At 40.2% G+C, this 18100-nt stretch carries 8 protein-coding genes; 2 read left to right on the top strand and 6 right to left on the bottom strand.

From position 1 onward, the window contains the following. Positions 1-81: 81 nt before the first annotated feature. A complete protein-coding gene (locus EAE92_RS16250; protein ID WP_246545251.1) occupies positions 82-2850 on the top strand; it encodes an RHS repeat protein in 2769 nt (922 codons plus the stop codon). Positions 2851-3332: 482 nt separating this feature from the next. On the opposite strand, the gene EAE92_RS16245 is transcribed toward EAE92_RS16250, so the two are convergent. The 6 genes from EAE92_RS16245 to EAE92_RS16220 form a co-directional block, all read right to left on the bottom strand. After that, positions 3333-4244 (bottom strand): LysR family transcriptional regulator, encoded by a 912-nt coding sequence (locus EAE92_RS16245; RefSeq protein ID WP_214068832.1) that lies wholly within the window; start codon positions 4242-4244, stop codon positions 3333-3335. Positions 4245-4685: 441 nt separating this feature from the next. Next, on the bottom strand, positions 4686-5471 hold the full coding sequence (locus EAE92_RS16240) for a DUF4123 domain-containing protein (protein WP_214068831.1): 786 nt from the start codon (positions 5469-5471) through the stop codon (positions 4686-4688). Positions 5472-5790: 319 nt separating this feature from the next. Beyond that, positions 5791-6546: a hypothetical protein gene (locus EAE92_RS16235; RefSeq protein ID WP_339959392.1), complete on the bottom strand. Its 756-nt coding sequence runs from the start codon at positions 6544-6546 to the stop codon at positions 5791-5793. Between the two features lie 74 nt (positions 6547-6620). Continuing rightward, on the bottom strand, positions 6621-7361 hold the full coding sequence (locus tag EAE92_RS16230) for a hypothetical protein (protein WP_214068829.1): 741 nt from the start codon (positions 7359-7361) through the stop codon (positions 6621-6623). A 74-nt stretch (positions 7362-7435) separates the two neighbouring features. Further along, entirely contained in the window at positions 7436-8179 is a 744-nt protein-coding gene (locus tag EAE92_RS16225) for a hypothetical protein (protein ID WP_214068828.1), read from the bottom strand. Continuing rightward, positions 8176-10101: a lipase family protein gene (locus EAE92_RS16220; RefSeq protein ID WP_214068827.1), complete on the bottom strand. Its 1926-nt coding sequence runs from the start codon at positions 10099-10101 to the stop codon at positions 8176-8178. Before EAE92_RS16220 ends, EAE92_RS16225 begins: the two co-directional genes overlap by 4 nt. 720 nt (positions 10102-10821) lie before the next feature. On the opposite strand from EAE92_RS16220, the gene EAE92_RS16215 reads away from it, so the two are divergent. Then, a complete protein-coding gene (locus EAE92_RS16215) occupies positions 10822-17967 on the top strand; it encodes a Tc toxin subunit A-related protein (RefSeq protein WP_214068826.1) in 7146 nt (2381 codons plus the stop codon). The last annotated feature ends 133 nt before the right edge of the window (positions 17968-18100 follow it).

Here is an 18100-nt window from a genome sequence, read left to right as displayed (position 1 = left end):
TATCGTAAGAAAACTAATATGCAGACAAAAATTGTGATTGCAGAAAGGATTACACACAACAACCCAACAACGAGGTAACTCATGAAAAACATTGATCCCAAACTTTATCAAAAAACCCCTACTGTCAGCGTTTACGATAACCGTGGTCTGATAATCAGTAACATCGATTTTCATCGTACTACCGCAAATGGTGATCCCGATACCCGTATTACCCGCCATCAATACGATATTCACGGATACCTAAATCAAAGCATCGATCCGCGCCTATATGAGGCCAAGAAAACCAACAATACGATCAAACCCAATTTTCTTTGGCAGTATGATTTGACCGGTAATCCCCTATGTACAGAGAGCATTGATGCAGGTCGCACTGTCACCTTGAATGATATTGAAGGCCGTCCGCTACTAACGGTGACTGCAACAGGGGTTATACAAACTCGACAATATGAAACTTCTTCCCTGCCCGGCCGTCTGTTATCTGTTGCCGAACAAACACCCGAGGAAAAAACATCGCGTATCACCGAACGCCTGATTTGGGCTGGCAATACCGAAGCAGAGAAAGACCATAACCTTGCCGGCCAGTGCGTGCGTCACTATGACACGGCGGGAGTTACCCGGTTAGAGAGTTTATCACTGACCGGTACTGTTTTATCTCAATCCAGCCAACTATTGATCGACGCTCAAGAGGCAAACTGGACAGGTGATAACGAAACCGTCTGGCAAAACATGTTGGCTGATGACATCTACACAACCCTGAGCACCTTCGATGCCACCGGCGCTTTACTGACTCAGACCGATGCGAAAGGGAACATTCAGAGGCTAGCTTACGATGTGGCCGGGCAGCTAAACGGGAGCTGGCTAACACTCAAAGGCCAGACGGAACAAGTGATTATCAAATCCCTGACCTACTCCGCCGCCGGACAAAAATTACGTGAAGAGCACGGCAATGGTGTTATCACCGAATACAGTTATGAACCGGAAACCCAACGGCTGATCGGTATCAAAACCCGCCGTCCGTCAGACACTAAAGTGCTACAAGACCTGCGCTATGAATATGACCCGGTAGGCAATGTCATCAGCATCCGTAATGACGCGGAAGCCACCCGCTTTTGGCACAATCAGAAAGTGATGCCGGAAAACACTTATACCTACGATTCCCTGTATCAGCTTATCAGCGCCACCGGGCGCGAAATGGCGAATATAGGTCAACAAAGTCACCAATTTCCCTCACCCGCTCTACCTTCTGATAACAACACCTATACCAACTATACCCGTACTTATACTTATGACCGTGGCGGCAATCTGACCAAAATCCAGCACAGTTCACCGGCTACGCAAAACAACTACACCACCAATATCACGGTTTCAAATCGCAGTAACCGCGCAGTACTCAGCACATTGACCGAAGATCCAGCGCAAGTAGATGCTTTGTTTGATACAGGCGGACATCAGAACACTTTAATTCCAGGACAAAACCTGAACTGGAATACTCGTGGTGAACTGCAACAAGTCACATTGGTGAAACGGGACAACAGCGCCAATGATGATCGGGAATGGTATCGTTATAGTGGCGACGGGAAACGGATATTAAAAATCAATGAACAACGGACCAGCAACAACGCTCAAATACAGCGAATAACTTACTTGCCGAGCTTAGAACTCCGTCTAACACAAAACAGCACGACCACAACCGAAGATTTGCAAGTTATTACCGTAGGCGAAGCGGGCCGGGCGCAGGTACGAGTATTGCATTGGGAAAGTGGCAAGCCAGCGGATATCAGCAATAATCAGCTACGTTACAGCTACGATAATCTTATCGGTTCCAGTCAGCTTGAATTAGATAGCGAAGGACAAATTATTAGTGAGGAAGAGTATTATCCTTATGGTGGCACCGCATTATGGGCAGCAAGGAGCAAAACAGAAGCCAGTTATAAAACCATCCGTTATTCAGGTAAAGAGCGAGATGCCACCGGGCTATATTATTACGGTTACCGATATTATCAGCCGTGGGTAGGACGATGGTTAAGCGCCGATCCCGCCGGAACAATCGATGGGCTGAATTTATATCGGATGGTGAGAAATAATCCAGAGACCTTGATGGATAAAGATGGATTAATGCCGATAGTTAATAGAAAAGAAAATGTCGAATCAATGCTAGCTGATACTCATATTACTACTGAATCAGAAGCCAATACCTCTAGTGATAATAGTTCTAATACAATAAAAGACATTTCGGAAAGCTCATCATCAGGAAATATCAGATTTCCCTCTGATCTTCAATTGAAAGATAAAGAGTTATCATTAGGTTTTATTAAAAAAGGAACTCTATTGTACAAAGCCTCAAGATTCGAATCATATGATTATGATGCGGCAAAAAAAGGTGATCTTGAGAAAGTCCATGAACCTGACGGCAATGGAGATAAGGATTGGGTTGGTCAATATTTTGCATTAGATAAAGAAATTTCTGAAGGCTATCTTACTGATTATTTAGATGACAATGGTAGTGGCATAACTTACTTACATACATTTGAGGTGGAAAAAGATATACCTATATTTAAAAACACGAACCTTCAATATGGCAAGACAAATTTTAGTGGTGAAGAAAAAGCTAATGCAATTAAAGATTTCATTAATACTAAATCGTTTTTCTTCAGGAGAGAAAGGGTTTTACTTGATGACCATTCATCGCCACTTATTCATACTCTTGCCAGTAAAGGGATTGCATTTCAAGGAATTCACGATGAAGAAGGTGGAGAAGAGGTAATCATTGGTCAACAATTACTAGATAATCTTAAGTTTAAGGAACTTGATGTGGTGAAATTTAAAGGATATATGCCGATTAGCAGGTAAATACGAACGCCGACATAAAATATATACCCTATGGATTTCAAGACGCATCGCGACGGCAAGGGAACGAATCCCCGGGAGCATAGGAAACTATGTGACCGGGGTGAGTGAGTGCAGCCAACAAAGAGGCAACTTGAAAGATGACGGGTATAAGTATTATGTAGAAATCGTCTATTAGCTCCCTGGCAATTTGGCTAAAATAGTGTTCATTATTTTTAATGGACACTATTTATGACCGGCTCTTCACTGATCTAGCTAAATGTATTTAACTTGAGAAAATATTAAATATACAACATGTTATATAGAATCAGTATCAAACAGATTTAAAATAAAGCGTTTCATTGATATATAAAAAACAACATATTTTTAAAGTTGCATGAACAAACCATGAGAAAATGTTTATCTCATGGTTTGATTATTCTTGTTACTTTATTGAGTATTAATAAATTATTTTAACATTAAATATCACATGATCATGATAATATTTAAAATATCAAATCAGAAATTAATGAATTTAATGGCTCTTTATATTTATTTCTGAGCGCATAAGCACAATATCTTACCGATGGTTCTGGATATGATTCAAAATTCAGAAATTTTATACCTTTATCAATATGGGCAGAATAGCGCATTTCATTAGGCGTCATTAAACTTATCGCGACACCCGTTTTTACCAGATCTAATCTATTAGTAAAATCAGGCACCGTCAATAACGCTAGATTCTGGTATTCAGGCAGATAATTCAATGGCATGAAATTATCGCACTGTTTTAAAAAGGCACTATTATGCTGAACCAAAGGAAAACTATATATTACTTCATCAGCATGACTTTCTGGCTCTAAAATATCATTGGATACGGCAAGAGACAGCTTTTGATAAGCGCCATCTATCCTGATGATATCATCATTATCTGGATAACATTCCGTCGTCACATAAACCGTTATATCTCCTTTTATTAAGGAAGAAAATACCGCGTCTTGCCTTATTAAATCATCAATGAGAAAATTGTTGATTATACAAATATCGCGGTAATGATAGCGTTGCACCGCTCTTTTTACGACTGTAGATATCTTATTAACATATTCTCCACTTGTGCCAATAACCAGTTTGTCTCTGTTTGATAATTTATAATTTCGACGACAATTCCAGTTATCTTCAACTTTCTGAATCCTTTCATAACATGGCAACAACTCCTGATATAATGCCTTACCCTCTTCTGTGAGCTTGGTTTTTCCCGGTAATCGCTCAAATAATTGGCAACCTACACGCTGTTCCAGTTGATATACAAGCCTGCTAAGTGGAGAGGGGGTAATGCAAAGCGTATCCGCTGCTAACGTGAATGACTCTTTCTTAGCTGATTCCATAAAATACTTTAGTTGCTTTGAACAAAATATCATCACATACCCTCTTGTTTTCATTCCAGAAATAGAATATTAACCATAGAACATGACAACTATGTTTCTACTTTGCATTCTTTTACATTAGGACATGCATTAATTGACATTAGATTTCACCACTTTAATTCTTAATATTTATTTAATAATTACATTACATTTATAAAATAAATATAATTTACCACTATGTTGGAATAATGATTCTAATGAAAACCCAGATCATTTCATTGAATATAAATATATCTTATTATCATTCATATTTTATATTTCAATTTATTACAAAAATACTTCCATTAAATTAACATCAATATAACATTAAATAAATTATATAATTTACACCAGCCAAAATTGATTAATATTTCACAAGAAGAAACTAACTGCATTTCTTCTTGTTTTAAATCACCATCATAATGATAGGTTTATAAATTCGTAAAATATTGACCATTAATCGCTAATGATGCCCGTATATTGTTCATCGAGCGTCTGTAAATAATCCGCACTGGTCAGGTGACTAATATTACATCCACTTTCTAAACGCGATTTCAGCCAATCAATAATCCGTTCCTGTAATTTCCCTGCTGGCTCATCCAGCTTATCAGCCAATTCACCGTGGTTTTCCCATAAATCGCTAATAAGTGCGAATACCTGACCTTGAAAAGCATAATCAGAATGTAACCAAGCCTCAATTAAATGGTCGCCCAAGACAAAGGGTTGTTCACTGCCACCGTGACCACAATTTTCAGGCCGATAATAAATCTGTGGCTCGGGCATATCGATCATGAGTTCACTTACCGGTGTCAAAAATGCCGACCAATCGCTGACTATCATTGCCGGTAATAACTGACCGAGGATACGCGCATCCATACTGCGTAAGAGCACCTGTTTCTCCTGTAATATCACCTGCTGGCGTGAACGCCAATGATTAAGCTGTCGCGCCCATAAATCCTCACTGCGATAAGCCCAACCCCAACTGTTATCGCTCAGAGTTTGGCTATCAAGCAGATGACCGATTACTGACAGACCACCTGACTTAGGCTGAATCAGCCAGGGACTTTGCGCCAGCAGGTGATCCATTGGTGTCTTGCTGTATAGCGGAAAAGCCTGCTCTACCCAGTCATTACGATAAAAGAGCTCCACCGGGTTAGGTTCCGCCAGTGAATTGAGCATAAAGAAAACAGGTGGCTTATTAGGCGTAGTCAGCCATTGTTTCCAGTTCATAGAAGTGTTCATACATCCTCCTGGTTATCGATAATCAAGTTAGCTTCCAATTGAGCCTGCACAGCACAAAGCGGTCTGGCAGGATACTTAAGGCGCGACGCCTTACCGTGATCAACTATTTCTCCTCGTCAGGTGAAAAAGGAAAAAGCCAGTTAAAAAAAGTGTCCCCAAACGCCCAGTAAATAAAATAGAGAAATAATAAGGACAGCGTTATTTTCAATATTTTCATACGGACAGTTCCTGTTTATCACAGTAATGCTGTAAGGCCAGTTCCCCTTGTTCTTCCTGCTGACCCCACGGTCAATGGTTTTTACTGGAAACTCTGTTAGCACTACTTTATTTTCCAGTAATCAATAGAATCTCTGTTTAAATCAATTCTTCCATCAGGGTATTCAACTCTTGAAGGTTCTTTACCCGGTGGGATAATAATTTTCGGCATTTTGGTTTCATCCAACTTAGGCTTAAAGATGATTTTCCATTCCGCTCCTGACGTTAATTTCAACCGAAAAGGAAACGAATCTACTATGCCCTGTAAGGAAACTCTGTTTGGACGTCCCTCTACCATTTTCAAAACAGGGTAAATAACCGGTCTGTAGTCTATAGTATTCACTGCGCACGTCTCAGAGGCTTCAGAATAATTTTCTCGTTCGGCATCGTTGATAAAAGCGGTTAAACCTGTCCCTGAATAGGGAACGGCATCTTTCACCAGGTGACTGACATCGGTATAATTCGCCGATACATAAGCCCGCTCAATTTTCCATTTACACCAACCTCCGCCACTAAAAGGCAATTTCGTCTGAAAATAACCTGTTTGGGGATCAGTAGTTACCTTCTGGTAAAGCACATTATAAGTCGGCATCTTATGGGGTGTCATCGTTGCACTAAATTCATATTCAAGGCAAGATTTTGAGATATACCTTGCCGCTACATACGGCTCGGTGTATTTCGGTATGACACCTTCCACTGTTATCCACGCCCCCTTTTCCTTAGATGAAAAAGGAAAAAGCCAGTTAAAAAAGGTGTCGCCAAACGCCCAGTAAATAAAATAGAGAAATAATAAGGCCAGCGTTATCTTCAATATTTTCACACAGATAGTTCCTTTTAATAACAGTATTCTCATGTTGGCATTTAGATAAACTGGTGACACAACCTTATAGAACGTTACTTTATGTAACGGGTATCTATCATTCGGGTATTGATTTCAATATGCCCGTCAGGATATTCAACCCATTCACTTTTCCTGGTTACTATGACCTTTGGCATTTTAGTTTCATCCAGTTTAGGTTTAAAAATAATTTTCCATTTGGCTCCCGGTGTTAATTTCAACCTAAAAGGATACAATTCAACTTTACCTTGTAAGGACACGCTTTTCGGAAATCCTTCAACCATTTCTAAAACAGGGTAAAGAACCGGATTAAAATCAATCGTATTCGATGCAGGGATTTCGCTAATATTTGTCCGGGCAGCATCATTAATAAATGCCGTTAAGCCGGTTCCCGTATATGGCACAGCATCTTTCACCAGATGACTAACATCGGTATACCCCACTGCCACAGAAGCTTGATTGATTTTCCATTTACACCATCCTCCACCATTGAAAGACAATTTCGCCTGAAAGTAACCAGTTTGTGGATCTGACTTCACATCCAGACGTAATTTATAATAAGTCGGTACTTGATAAGGCGACATACCAGCATCAAACTGATATCTAAGACAGTCTTTTGAGATATACTGCGCGGATACATACGGTTTTGTGTATTTCGGCACGACACCTTCCACCGTAATCAACTGTTTCTTCTCGTCAGGTGAAAAAGGAAAAAGCCGGTCAAAAAAGGTGTCGCCAAACGCCCAGTAAATAAAATAGAGAAATAATAAGGCCAGCGTTATCTTCAATATTTTCATACGGACAGTTCCTTTTAATAACAGTATTCTCATGTTGGCATTTAGATAAACTGGTAACACAACCTTATAGAACGTTACTTTATGTAACGGGTATCTACCATTTGGGTATTGATTTCAATATGTCCTCTGGGATATTCAACCCATTCTCCCCTTCCGTTAGTGATAGTAATTTTCGGCATCTTAGTTTCATCCAGTTTAGGCTTATAGATAATTTTCCATTCAGCATCCGGCGTTAACCTGAATCGAAAGGGATACATACTAACTTGACCCTGTAAAAATATTCTTTTTGGGCTCCCCTCAGCCATTTCCAAAATAGGGTAAATAATTGGGCTGAAATCAATGGTATTCAATGCTGCAATTTCGCTAATGTTTGTCCGAACTGCATCATTGACAAATGCAATTAAACCGGTTCCCGCATACGGTACAGCATCTTTCACCAGATGTCGGACATCGGTATACCTTACTGCCACAGAAGCCTGATTGATTTTCCATTTACACCATCCTCCACCATTGAAAGGCAATTTCGCCTGAAAGTAACCAGTTTGTGGATCAGCTTCTACATCCAAATCCAGTCCATAATAGGTCGGCACTTGATAAGGCGACATACCTGCATCAAACTGATATTTAAGGCAGTCTTTTGAGATATATTGCGCAGATACATACGGTTTTGTGTATTTCGGCACGACACCTTCCACCGTAATCAACTGTTTCTTCTCGTCAGGTGAAAAAGGAAAAAGCCGGTCAAAAAAGGTGTCGCCAAACGCCCAGTAAATAAAATAGAGAAATAATAAGGACAGCGTTATCTTCAATATTTTCATACGGACAGTTCCTGTTTATCACAGTAATGCTGTAAGGCCAGTTCTCCCTGTTCTTCCTGCTGGCTGACCGTCAGTGATTTTATTAACTGCTTATCCATATCCAGAAAATAGAGATTTCGGTAGTAAACATTGTCAGGGATAAGCATCTTATAACTGTCCATTTTCGCCTTAAATTGACGCTGACTGTCCTGACAGGCCGTAATCTTATCCGGCTCACATAACTCTCTGAGGCGCTTGTCAATATAACCCGCATATTTATACGAGCTATGGTTAGAGAAACCGAATCCGCCTTCCAAATCAGCACTTCTGTTTTCAACAAACAGTTTGTCTTTTTCTTGTTGACTGAGCTGATTAAACAACGCGTTTTGCCGCTCACCGGCCAGCGAAAAATCCTTTTCTGTCTCCTGATTTAACTCAGGAATTAAGTAGAGTTTTGTGGTGTTATCCAATATTTTTTCAGCAACACCCGTTATAAGAGAGGCATTCCGGGCGGAAATCAGCCATTCCGGGCAACTGTTGGCTTGAAAAAAATGAACCACTTTACCATGATGCAGATAAATTTCTTTACTGGCTGTCGCCTGTTTAATTGCCTGAATAACCGGTGACGGCGACAACAACTTCATAACCGCCCAGTCATACCCCGCCGGCGCCCAATAATTGAAAAAAACATTATCCATATCCTGCTCAAATGGCACAGCAGGGATGACATCATCTTCATTAACATGACGATAGTGGATAATAGAAGATAATTCCTCTACCGCACTACGGGTTAATGTTCGTGGCATCCCGTAACTGTAGAGACAAGGATTGTGTTCTTTCAGTTGTGCGCTGTGCAATAATGCTAAGGCTCCCCCCAAGCTGTGACCACAGATAAATAACTTTCTATTTTTAATCAAATTCTGGATGTCACTGAATACTTCTTTCTTTTTATCATCGCTGGGAACTGTTAGTTTTCCAACCAGATTAAATGCCTCCCAAAACCCTTTATGCACTTTACCATGATGAATAAACTCACTGCACAACGCTTTGTCATCATCGCAACTTAAAGCCAATGGCTGGAAAGTGGCATCAGTCAGGTAATTATCCAGGCTAGCGGTTCCCCGCCAACTAACAATCACATCTTTCTCACTGGCAACATAAAACAGTTTGGTATCACCTTGCTTGTTGCTTCCCGCTTGTGAATCAACAAACTCCACCCGGGCATAACGTTTACTAAACGGCACATCGTAAACGACAGGCGTTGCCGACAATGCTTCCACTTTATAGGGCAATTTTGAAACATCCACCATTTGCCGGTTAAAAAAGTGTTTCACAGAACCTTCAACATCGACATCCCCATCAGCATAAGCCAGTACGCTCATCAAACACTGGTTATAAGCATTCACAATGGAATACTCCTTCTGATGATGTAGCAGTAAAACCCAAGCCCGGAAAGGACACACTTCCAGTACATAGCGTCGATTTAACGGATGAACCTGATAGCCTTTTGGCTCCGGGTCCGGGAAATGATAAGGCGGTGGAATATCTTTAGAATCTTTCCAATCTTTAATCACCGGCAACCCATCACTGATCTGCCCGATAGTTACATAACGATATTGATGGCCTTCGGTTTCTGCTTGTGATTTCACCACTGAAAATTCTTCTCCCCGTTTTTCCCGCAACGGGCGCTGCTGTTCCATCTCATTGGCCAGCTGTTGTGCATTAATATACAACGTTACCGGATGAGGCAACAGATCCTCTTCTCTGAGCACACCGAAACCGTCGGTTGTCCCCTGGCGCACATAACCTGGGGTTCCGCGACTGATCAGGCGATAAGGCATGTTGACCAGCGGCTTTCCCTGTTCATCCACCAACTGAAATTCCACCCAGTTTTTCAAAAACCGTTTACAATCAAGACACAAGCGTGGATCTGATATACCCATTAGTTTTACTTCCTTCTTTTAACGTTACATATGTAAGCACGTAGACCCCACGTCATGCGTTGAAAGTCTCACAAGATTTCCCCGCCCGGCTATCAATCACCTTCATCAGCATCAATATCCTGTCAGGAATAGCCGTGATTGATTGCGTCACCAAAGAAACAAGATAGTAAAAATCCCATTACCACAGATAAGAAACACCGCTTATACCGTGAGTAATAGCAAGTTGAACGACAGGAAGACGAAATGTATCCCCATCGATTAATCCCTTTGAATAAGGGAACAGGAGTTGAAAGCTCCGTCATATTGTCCATATGACGGAACTCAAGTTATGATTATTAAATCATCACCAAATAGCAAGAAAAATTTTCATTTTTTTAAATTTACAAAAAGTAGATTTTGTAACAAAGTGTTACAAATTCAAAAAAAGATTAAGTTATTGTAAATATAATGGCGGGTGCAATGACCAATATACCCCATTGTCAAAAGAAGCAATCCACGATATATAAAAAAATCTGGCCTTTACTGATTTTCCACATCCAGTTTTGAGCAAAAAACAATTGCAAATTTTGCGGCTGCTTTTTTTGCAACAGCTATTTCAAGAAAACAATGACATAGTGATTACCCTCATCTTCCTGTAGAACGGAATCACTCTCTTATTGTATTGATGATACAGAGATCACACGGATGTTTCATTTACCTTATGATTTAAAAGGAATAAACATGAACTCATACGTGAAAGAGATACCTGATGTATTACAAAGCCAATATGGTATTAATTGTCTGACAGATATTTGCCACTATTCTTTTAATGAATTCCGTCAGCAAGTCTCTGATCATCTCTCCTGGTCAGAGACCAACCGCTTATATCGTGATGCACAACAGGAACAAAAAGAGAATCAATTATATGAAGCGCGTATTCTTAAACGCGCTAACCCACAGTTACAAAATGCGGTGCACCTTGGTATTACCCTCCCTCACGCTGAATTACGAGGCTACAATAATGAATTCGGTGGCCGAGCCAGCCAATATGTGGCGCCGGGTTCGGTTTCTTCTATGTTCTCCCCCGCAGCTTATTTAACTGAACTCTATCGTGAAGCACGTAATTTACATGCCGGCGACTCCGTTTATCATCTGGATGAACGCCGTCCAGATCTCCAATCAATGGATCTAAGCCAGCAAAATATGGATACCGAACTTTCCACTCTTTCTCTGTCCAATGAAATTTTGTTGAAAGGAATTAAAGCTAATCAAACTAATCTGGACAGTGATACTAAAGTGATGGAAATATTATCCACTTTCCGTCCTTCCGGCACGATACCTTATCATGATGCTTACGAAAATGTACGTAAAGCTATCCAATTACAAGATCCTAAGCTTGAACAATTTCAGAAATCACCGGCGGTCGCCGGATTAATGCATCAAGCTTCATTATTAGGAATTAATAACTCTATCTCACCAGAGCTGCTTAATATTCTGACAGAAGAGATTACCGAAGCTAACGCAGAGGCAGTTTATAAACAGAATTTTGGCGAAATAGATCCTGCCTGGCTGGCAATGCCGGAATATCTGAAAAGTTATTATAATCTTAGTGATGAAGAGCTCAGCCAATTTATTCGTAAATATCCAAATAATGAACTGAATACTCAGAAAGTACATTTACTAAAAATCAATAAAATTTTTTTATTATCACAAGCCGTGAATCTGCCGCTTTTAAAGTTAGATGAAATTATTCCAGAACAGAACATTACCCCAACAGTATTAGGGAAAATATTTCTAGTTAAATATTATATTCAGAAATACAATATTGATACGGAAACTGCCTTAATATTATGTAATGATTCCATTTCACAATATTCCTATAGTAATCAACCTAGTCAATTTGATCGCCTATTTAATACTCCGCCACTCAACGGGCAATATTTTGCTACTGGAAATATCGATATTGACTTAAGTTTGAACAGTACCGATAACTGGCACAAAGCAGTACTTAAACGTGCTTTTAATGTCGATGATATTTCTCTTTATCGTTTGCTCCATATTGCCAATCATGCAAATACGGATGGAAAAATCGTTAATAATATAAAAAATCTTTCTAATCTTTATATGACTAAACTACTGGCAGATATTCATCAATTAACGATTGATGAGCTGTATTTACTACTGATGACTATCGGTGAAGATAAGAGAGATCTCTATACAATTGATGATGAAAACTTACAAGGACTGATTAACAAACTCGATACCCTAAGCAGTTGGCTGCATACACAAAAGTGGAGTGTTTATCAGTTATTTTTAATGACTACTACCAACTATGACAAAACGCTAACGCCTGAAATTCAAAACTTACTAAACACGGTCTACAATGGTTTGCAGAATTTTGATAAAGAGAAAACAGATCTTCTGGCTGCCATAGCACCTTATATTGCGGCAGCTCTACAATTACCATCTGAAAATATTGCACATTCTATTCTTCTCTGGGCTGATAAGATAAAACCAAGCGAAGATAAAATAACCGCAGAAAAATTTTGGATCTGGTTACAAAATAGAGATACTACAGAATTATCAAAACCACCAGAAATGCAGGAACAAATTATTCAGTACTGCCACTGTCTGGCACAATTGACAATGATTTATCGTTCTTCCGGCATTAATGAAAACGCGTTCCGTCTATTTATCGAAAAGCCAACTATTTTTGGCATCCCTGATGAATCTAATCCTGATAAACCTAATAAAGCGACACCAGCCCATAATGCACCAACATTAATCACCCTAACCCGCTTTGCCAATTGGGTTAATTCTCTAGGTGAAAAAGCCTCCCCTATTCTAACGGCTTTTGAAAATAAAACCTTAACCGCAGAACAACTCGCTAACGCCATGAATCTTGATGCTAATTTACTGGAACAAGCCAGTATTCAGGCACAAAATTATGAGCAGGTTACTAAAGAAAATACATTCTCCAATTGGCAATCCATCGACATTATTCTACAATGGACCAATATAGCCAGTAATTTAAATATCTCCCCACAAGGTATTTGCCCTCTGATAGCATTAGATTATATAAAATCGGCTCAAAAAACACCGACTTATTCCCAATGGGAAAACGCAGCTATGGCATTAACTGCCGGGTTAGACAGCCAACAAAGTAATACTCTACACGTATTCCTAGAAGAGTCTCGCAGTACCGCATTAAGCAATTATTATATTGGCAAGATTGCTAACCGGGAAGCATCAATTAAAAGCCGTGACGATTTATACCAATACTTATTGATTGATAATCAAGTTTCCGCTGAAATAAAAACTACACGTATTGCCGAAGCCATTGCCAGTATCCAATTGTATGTCAACCGAGCGCTGGAAAATGTAGGAACCCATGCCGTTTCTGATGTTATTACCCGTCAATTTTTTATCGATTGGGACAAATATAATAAACGTTACAGCACCTGGGCTGGCGTTTCACAATTAGTTTACTATCCCGAAAATTATATCGACCCGACGATGCGTATCGGACAAACGAAAATGATGGATACGTTATTGCAATCCGTCAGCCAGAGCCAATTAAATGCCGATACGGTAGAAGATGCATTTAAATCTTATCTGACTTCGTTTGAGCAAGTCGCTAATTTGGAAGTTATTAGTGCTTATCATAACAATGTTAATAATGACCAAGGGCTGACCTACTTTATTGGACACAGCAAAACAGAAGTTAATCAGTATTATTGGCGCAGCGTCGATCACAGTAAATTCAACGACGGTAAATTCGCTGCTAATGCCTGGAGTGAATGGCACAAAATTGACTGCGCAATTAATCCCTACCAAAGCACCATTCGCCCAGTTATCTATAAATCCCGCTTATATCTGATTTGGTTAGAACAAAAGGAAACAGCTAAACAAGATAAGGATAATAAAGTTATTACTGACTATTGCTATGAATTAAAATTGGCTCATATTCGTTATGATGGCACCTGGAATGTGTCAATCACTTTTGATGTAAATGAAAAAATCTTAGCTTTAGAACTGACAAAATCTCAAGCTCCTGGACTCTATTGCTCAGGTTATCAAGGGGAAGATACCTTGCTGGTGATGTTTTATAGCAAAAAAGATAAATTGGATGATTATAAAACTGATCCAATGCAAGGATTATATATCTTCTCCGATATGTCTTCCAAAGATATGACCAATGAACAATGTGACTCTTATCGAAATAACGGTTATACACATTTCGATACTAATAGCGTTATAAGAATAAATAACCGCTATGCAGAGGATTATGAAATTCCTTCATTGATCAATCATAGCAATAGCCATGATTGGGGGGAGTATAATCTCAGCCAAGTATATGGCGGTAATATAGTTATCAACTATGAAGTTGCATCAAGTGATTTAAAAGTCTATATTTCACCAAAGTTAAGAATAATTCATGATGGAAAAGAAGGACGAGAACGTATTCAATGCGATCTGATAAAAAAATATGGTAAACCAGGTGATAAGTTTATTATTTATCCATTTCTGAATGTCAATACGCATTGGGCATCAAATAAAAAGCTCATCTATCCTGTTTATCAATATCGTGGAAATGTCACCAATAATAATAAAGGCAGGTTATTATTTTTTCGAGATAATACAACTGACAAGGTAAAAGCCTTTCTTCCCACGATTAAAAAAGAGTTATACTCAGAAAATACCAATAGCAACTATGGCTATATTGATACGTCTGATGACGAATCTTTATTTAAACAATATTTCTATATGGAGGATAAAGCAGGTGGTATTTCCACCGATGTTGGGGAATCAATAAATATCAACACAATAATTTCTCCTGAAAAGGTTAAAGTCACAATTAAAGCTGGCAAAGAATACTCTCTTACAGCGAATAAAGATGTCTCCGTTCAGCCATCATCCAGTTTTGAAGAAATGTGTTACCAATTTAATACTCTAGAAATAGAGGGTTCTAATTTGAAATTTATTAATAACTCAGCCAATATTGATGTCACTTTTATCGCATTGGCAGAAGATGGGCGCAAACTGGGTTATGAAAGTTTCAGTATCCCAGTTACTCGAAAGGTTAAAACCGATAACGCGCTAACTCTTTTTCATAATGAAAATGGCGCTCAATATATGCAATGGGGAGCCTATCGCATTCGCCTTAATACGCTATTTGCTCGCCAATTAGTTGAATGCGCCACTACGGGTATTGATACGATTCTAAGTATGGAAACTCAGAATATTCAGGAACCGATGATGGGAATAGGGGCTTATATAGAACTCGTTATGGATAAATATAATCCTGATACCCACGGCACTAATAAATCATTTAAGATTATGTATGGTGATATTTTTAAATCAGGGGATCATTTTCCTATTTATCAGGGAACATTAAGCGATATTACACAAACAACAGTAAAATTATTCTTACCTCGCGTTGATAATGCTTATGGAAATAAAAACAATCTCTATATTTACGCGGTTTATCAAAAAGTGGAAACAAATTTCATTCGATTTGTTAAAGAGGATAATAATGAACCCGCTATATTCGACACTACCTATAAGCACAAGACTTTCTCAGGACTTGTATCAGCCAGAGTAATACCAACTTTCACGGAACCAATGGATTTCAGCGGCGCTAATAGTCTCTACTTCTGGGAACTGTTCTACTATACCCCGATGCTGGTTGCTCAACGTTTGCTACATGAACAAAACTTTGATGAAGCCAACCGTTGGCTGAAATATGTCTGGAGCCCATCTGGCTATATTATTCATGGTCAAATTAAAAACTATCGCTGGAATGTGCGCCCGTTACTAGAAAATACCAGTTGGAACAGCGATCCTTTGGATTCCGTTGATCCTGACGCAGTGGCACAGCACGATCCAATGCACTACAAAGTAGCCACTTTTATGCGCACTCTCGATCTGCTAATAGCTCGTGGCGATCACGCCTATCGCCAACTAGAGCGGGATACGTTGAACGAAGCCAAAATGTGGTATATGCAGGCACTACACCTGCTCGGTAACAAACCTTATCTGCCACTGAGTTCCGCATGGAATAATCCACGTCTGGACAATGCCGCAGACACGACCATACAAAAAGCACACGCCTACGCAATAACTACCCTACGGCAAGGCACGCAAACACCATCATTATTATTGCGCTCCGCTAACACCTTGACCGATCTTTTCCTACCACAAATCAACAATGTCATGTTGAGCTACTGGAACAAACTGGAACTACGCCTGTATAACTTGCGTCATAACCTTTCTATCGATGGTCAACCGCTCCACCTGCCAATTTACGCCACACCGGCCGATCCGAAAGCGTTACTCAGCGCCGCCGTTGCTACTTCTCAAAGTGGGGACAAACTACCAGCGTCATTTATGTCACTGTGGCGCTTCCCCCATATGCTAGAAAATGCCCGTAGTATGGTCACTCAGCTAATACAGTTCGGCTCCACATTGCAAAATATTATTGAACGCCAAGATGCTGAATCCTTAAATGCGCTGCTGCAAAATCAAGCCAAAGAGTTGATTTTGACAACGCTCAGCATTCAAGACAAAACCATCGAAGAAATAGATGCTGAAAAAATCGTGCTGGAAAAATCCAAAGCCGGAGCAAAATCGCGCTTTGACAACTACAGCAAATTATATGACGAAGATGTCAACGCCGGTGAGCGTCAAGCTCTGGATATGCGAATAGCTTCCCAAAGTATTACCTCAGGATTGAAAGGCTTGCACATGGCTGCCGCCGCACTGGACATGGTGCCCAATATCTACGGCTTTGCAGTCGGGGGGACGCGCTATGGAGCAATTGCCAATGCCATTGCGATTGGTGGCGGTATCGCCGCAGAAGGTTTGTTAATTGAAGCAGAGAAAGTCTCGCAATCTGAAATATGGCGCCGTCGCCGTCAAGAGTGGGAAATCCAGCGTAATAATGCCGACGCAGAGATGAAACAAATCGATGCTCAACTCAAATCGCTAACGGTACGCCGTGAAGCGGCGGTATTACAGAAAACCAGCCTAAAAACCCAACAGGAGCAAACTCAAGCGCAGCTAGCGTTCCTGCAACGAAAATTCAGCAATCAAGCGCTGTACAACTGGTTACGTGGTCGGTTGGCAGCCATTTACTTCCAATTTTACGATTTAGTCGTCGCCCGTTGTTTGATGGCAGAACAAGCTTACCGTTGGGAAACTAATGATAGCTCTGCACGCTTTATTAAACCGGGAGCCTGGCAGGGAACCTATGCCGGCCTGCTCGCCGGAGAAACCCTAATGTTGAACCTGGCGCAAATGGAAGACGCGCACCTGAAACAAGAGCAACGCGCACTGAAAGTGGAACGCACGGTTTCTCTGGCGCAGGTGTACCAATCCTTAGGGGAGAAAAGCTTTGCATTAAAAGATAAAATTGAAGCGTTGCTACAAGGAGATAAAGAGACTTCCGCCGGTAACGACGGCAATCAATTGAAATTAACCAACAATACGCTATCCGCGACGCTAACCCTGCAAGATCTGAAACTCAAAGATGACTACCCGGAAGAGATGCAGTTAGGTAAAACACGCCGCATTAAACAAATTAGCGTCTCCTTACCGGCATTATTGGGACCGTATCAAGATGTTCAGGCTGTCCTGTCTTATGGTGGCGCTGCTGCCGGATTAGCTAAAGGTTGCAAAGCCTTGGCGGTCTCCCACGGTCTGAATGACAACGGTCAGTTTCAGCTCGATTTTAACGATGGCAAATTCCTGCCGTTTGAAGGGATCGATATTAATGACAAGGGAACATTTACGCTAAGCTTCCCCAATGCCACCAGTAAACAAAAATCAATATTACAGATGCTGAACGATATTATTCTGCACATTCGTTACACCATTCTCGAATAATCATTCCCAATATCACCTGCCACAGGCCCTAATCAGGGCCTGTCATTAAAAATCATCTTACGTACCACTGTTATTTCAAGTACCTGAATAGAAAAATTATCCCTATTATGTAAAAGGATTGAATGCAATTAAC

It is taken from the genome of Photorhabdus hainanensis, assembly GCF_018448965.1.
In the GTDB taxonomy this organism is placed as follows: domain Bacteria; phylum Pseudomonadota; class Gammaproteobacteria; order Enterobacterales; family Enterobacteriaceae; genus Photorhabdus; species Photorhabdus akhurstii.
Note: the sequence above shows the minus strand (reverse complement) of the source record. Positions and strands in the feature narration are given on the sequence as shown.

What these genes read in the sequence shown, in the direction of transcription:
- EAE92_RS16250 (WP_246545251.1), top strand. Translation starts at nt 82, where the DNA reads ATGAAAAACATTGATCCCAAACTTTATCAAAAAACCCCTACTGTCAGC.
- EAE92_RS16245 (WP_214068832.1), bottom strand. Translation starts at nt 4,244, where the DNA reads ATGATATTTTGTTCAAAGCAACTAAAGTATTTTATGGAATCAGCTAAG.
- EAE92_RS16240 (WP_214068831.1), bottom strand. Translation starts at nt 5,471, where the DNA reads ATGAACACTTCTATGAACTGGAAACAATGGCTGACTACGCCTAATAAG.
- EAE92_RS16230 (WP_214068829.1), bottom strand. Translation starts at nt 7,361, where the DNA reads ATGAAAATATTGAAGATAACGCTGGCCTTATTATTTCTCTATTTTATT.
- EAE92_RS16225 (WP_214068828.1), bottom strand. Translation starts at nt 8,179, where the DNA reads ATGAAAATATTGAAGATAACGCTGTCCTTATTATTTCTCTATTTTATT.
- EAE92_RS16220 (WP_214068827.1), bottom strand. Translation starts at nt 10,101, where the DNA reads ATGGGTATATCAGATCCACGCTTGTGTCTTGATTGTAAACGGTTTTTG.
- EAE92_RS16215 (WP_214068826.1), top strand. Translation starts at nt 10,822, where the DNA reads ATGAACTCATACGTGAAAGAGATACCTGATGTATTACAAAGCCAATAT.